Consider the following 3875-nt stretch of genomic DNA (forward strand, 5'->3'; position numbering starts at 1 on the left):
TTGGCGGCGGTGGTGCCGGCGGCGCCGGCGCCGATGTTTACGACGTCACGGGTGAGCTCGGTCATTCGGACTCCGTTGTCGGGCGCGCCTGCCCGGCGCGGCGTGCGGTCTCTGGGGGGGGCTGCGGGTCCCGGCGGGGGCGGGGGGGGGGTGGACGGCGGTGTGGGGGAATCCTGACCCCTAGACGGAGTGACAGAACCCGACCCGGCGTATCGGCCCCCGCGGCGCCCCCCCCGGCCCCCCCGGGACCCGCATCACCCACCAGAGACCGCACGACGCGCCGGGCAGGCGCGCCCGACAAAGGAGTCCGAATGACCGAGCTCACCCGTGACGTCGTCATCATCGGCGCCGGCGCCGCCGGCACCACCGCCGCCAACGAACTGAAGAAGGCCGGCCTGTCGGTCGTCGTGCTCGAAGCCCGCGACCGCGTCGGCGGGCGCCTGTGGACCGACGTGATCGACGGCGCCATGCTCGAGATCGGCGGCCAGTGGGTCTCGCCCGACCAGGATGCGCTCAAAGAGACCATCGAGGAGCTCGGGCTGGAGACCTACAGCCGCTACCGCGACGGCGACAGCGTCTACGTCGGCCCCGACGGAACGCTGCACCGCTTCACCGGTGAGATGTTCCCCGTCTCGCCCGAGACCGAGAAGGTCATCGCCGAGATCACCGAGCGTCTGGACGCGATGGTCGCCGAGATCGACCCCGACCGTCCCTGGGAGCACCCGAACGCCGCCGAGTGGGACTCGGTCACCTGGGACGCGTGGCTGCGCGCGCAGACCGACGACGACGAGGCCGTGCGCAACCTCGCGTTCGCGACCGGCTCGGCCATGCTCACCAAGCCGACCCACGCCTTCTCGCTGCTGCAGTCCCTGCTGATGGCGGCCTCGGCGGGTTCGTACTCGAACCTCGTCGACGCCGACTTCATCCTCGACAAGCGCGTCGTCGGCGGCCTGCAGCAGGTTCCGATCCTGCTCGCCGAGCGCCTCGGCGACGACGTCCTGCTCGGGCACGCGGTCCGCACGCTCGAGTGGTCGGAGGACGGGGTCACCGCCCACGCCGACGGCGACCTGCACGTCCACGCGCGCTACGCGATCCTCGCCCACGCCCCCGTGCTGTACGACCGCATCTCGTTCGTCCCGGCGCTGCCGCGCCGCCAGCACCAGCTGCACCAGCACCTGTCGATGGGCTTCGTCATCAAGGTGCACGCCGTCTACGACCGCCCGTTCTGGCGTGAGCAGGGCCTTTCGGGCACGGCGTTCAGCCCCTATGAGCTGTCGCACGAGGCCTACGACAACACGAACCACGGCGACGAGCGCGGCACCCTGGTCGGCTTCGTCAGCGACCAGAACGCCGACGACCTGTTCACGCTGTCGGCCGAGGAGCGCAAGGAGCGCATCCTCGAGTCGCTGTCGCACTACTACGGTCCCGAGGCGAAGAACCCCGTCGTCTACTACGAGAGCGACTGGGGCTCGGAGGAGTGGACGCGCGGCGCCTACGCCGCGAGCTTCGACATGGGCGGTCTGCACCGCTACGGCGCCGACCTGCGCACCGCCGTCGGCCCGATCCACTTCGCCTGCAGCGACATGGCGGGTGCCGGCTACCAGCACGTCGACGGCGCGATCCGCATGGGGCGCTTCGCCGCGGCCAACGTCCTCGAAGCGGCGCGACGATGACGGCCCGGATCGTCGTCGGGTACACCGCGACGGATGCCGGCGCCGACGCGGTCGCGCTCGGCGCCCGCTTCGCGGCGGCCACGGGTGCCGAGCTGGACCTCGTGCTCGTGCTGCCGGGTGAGGACCGCAGCGTCATCACCCCGCCCGACGCGAGCTACGACCGGTACCTGCAGGGGCAGGCCGAGACGTGGCTGGCCGAGGCGACGGCGACGATCCCGGATGCCGTCACCTCGCGGTCGCACGTCAGATTCGCCGACTCGTTCGCCGAGGGCCTGGTCGCCGCGGCGCATGAGCTGGAGGCATCCCTCATCGTCGTCGGCACCGCGAACGGCGGCAGGCGCGGACGCCACCGTCTCGGCACCGTCGCGAACGAGCTGCTGCACTCGTCGGACGTCCCTGTGGTGCTCGCCCCCGAGGGCTCGCGCCGCATGGAGGCCACCGGCATCACCCGCGTGACCGCGGCGATCGGCACCCGTCCGGGCGCCGAGACGCTGCTCGACGCGAGCATCGCGCTCGCGGTGGCCGCCGGAGCGGAGCTGCGCCTGCTGTCGCTCGTGTCGGTGGACCTGCCGGCATCCGTCGACACCGGCGTGATCCGCATCGCCGGCGCCGCCCACGCCGACGACGTGCTCGGCAAGGCGCTGGACGCGCTGCCGGACGACGTCGAGGCCGAGGTCGTCGTCGCCCGCGGCGACAGCATCGAGGACGCTGTCGCCCACATCGGGTGGGAGCCGGGCGAGATCGCCGTGGTCGGCTCCAGCCGCCTGGCCCAGCCCCGGCGCCTGTTCCTCGGCTCGACGGCGGCGAAGATGCTGCACGAGCTTCCCGTACCGATGGTCGTCGTGCCGCGCACGCGCCAGGAAGGCGCGTCACGATGAGCGCTCAGAACACCGGCGCTGCCGCGCCGCTCGCACCCGCCGCCGGCGCCGATGCCGGCGGGCTGTCGAAGAAGGGCCTCAGTGCGGGCGCCGTCGGCGTCCTCGGCGCCGTGGTCATCGGCGTCTCGACGATCGCGCCCGCGTACACGCTCACCGCGTCGCTGGGCCCGACCGTCGCGGTCGTCGGCACGCAGGTGCCGGCGATCATCCTCGTCGGGTTCATCCCGATGCTGCTGACCGCGTTCGGCTACCGCGAGCTCAACCGCGCGATGCCCGACTCGGGCACCTCCTTCACGTGGGGCGTGCGGGCGTTCGGCCCCTGGATCGGCTGGATGACGGGCTGGGGCCTCATCGCCGCGACCGTCATCGTGCTGTCGAACCTCGCCGGCATCGCGGTGGAGTTCCTGTTCCTGCTGATCTCGCAGCTGACGGGCAATCCCGACATCGCCGATCTGGCGTTCAACCCGATCATCAACGTGGTGGTGTGCCTGCTGTTCATGCTGGGCGCGACGCTGATCTCGTACCGCGACATGCAGACCACTCAGAAGTTCCAGTACGTGCTGGTCGGCTTCCAGGTCGTCGTCCTCGTGCTGTTCGCGGTCGTCGCGATCGTGAAGGCGGTGGACGGCGAGGCGCCGGATCCGACCGCGTTCTCGTGGTCGTGGTTCAACCCGTTCGAGGTGTCGTCGTTCAGCGCCTTCGCCGCCGGCCTCTCGCTGTCGATCTTCATCTTCTGGGGCTGGGACGTCGTCCTCACCATGAACGAAGAGACCAAGAACCCGGCCAAGACGCCCGGCCGTGCCGCCATGGTCACCGTCGTCGTCGTGGTCTCGCTCTACCTCCTGCTCTCGATCGGCCTCATCATGTTCGCCGGCGTCGGGTCGGAGGGCCTGGGCCTGGCGAACGAGGACATCTCGGCCAACGTGTTCTTCGCGCTGTCCGACCCGATCCTCGGGCCGCTCGCCTTCCTCGTGTCGCTCGCGGTGCTGTCGAGCTCGGCGGCTTCGCTGCAGTCGACCGCCGTCGGGCCGGCGCGCACGCTGCTCGCGATGGGGCACTACGGCGCGCTGCCGTCGAAGTTCGCGAAGGTCAGCCCGCGGTTCTTCACGCCGGGTTACGCCACCGTCGTCTCGGCCATCGTCGCGTCGGTGTTCTACGCCGTGATGCGCATCGTGAGCGAGAACGTCCTCACCGACACGATCCTGTCGCTCGGCATGATGATCTGCTTCTACTACGGCCTCACCGCGTTCGCGTGCGTCTGGTACTTCCGCAAGCAGTGGTTCGACTCGGCGCGGAGCTTCTTCTTCACGTTCCTGTTCCCGCT

At 70.7% G+C, this 3875-nt stretch carries 3 protein-coding genes; all 3 read left to right on the forward strand.

What is annotated here, in order from left to right; genetic code table 11:
• The first annotated feature begins 311 nt into the window (after positions 1-311).
• Positions 312-1673: a flavin monoamine oxidase family protein gene (locus ACTHNQ_RS10490; RefSeq protein ID WP_440333319.1), complete on the forward strand. Its 1362-nt coding sequence runs from the start codon at positions 312-314 to the stop codon at positions 1671-1673.
• Positions 1670-2551 (forward strand): universal stress protein, encoded by an 882-nt coding sequence (locus ACTHNQ_RS10495; RefSeq protein ID WP_440333320.1) that lies wholly within the window; start codon positions 1670-1672, stop codon positions 2549-2551. The genes ACTHNQ_RS10490 and ACTHNQ_RS10495 overlap by 4 nt, the downstream gene beginning before the upstream one ends.
• The coding region (locus ACTHNQ_RS10500; RefSeq protein WP_440333321.1) for an APC family permease at positions 2548-3875 on the forward strand (1328 nt) is incomplete at its 3' end. The genes ACTHNQ_RS10495 and ACTHNQ_RS10500, both read left to right, overlap by 4 nt.

Origin of the sequence: Microbacterium sp., assembly GCF_051953575.1 — a bacterium.
Lineage (GTDB): Bacteria > Actinomycetota > Actinomycetes > Actinomycetales > Microbacteriaceae > Microbacterium.

Coding starts and splice junctions, on each gene's coding strand:
- ACTHNQ_RS10490 (WP_440333319.1), top strand. CDS start 312: ATGACCGAGCTCACCCGTGACGTCGTCATCATCGGCGCCGGCGCCGCC.
- ACTHNQ_RS10495 (WP_440333320.1), top strand. CDS start 1,670: ATGACGGCCCGGATCGTCGTCGGGTACACCGCGACGGATGCCGGCGCC.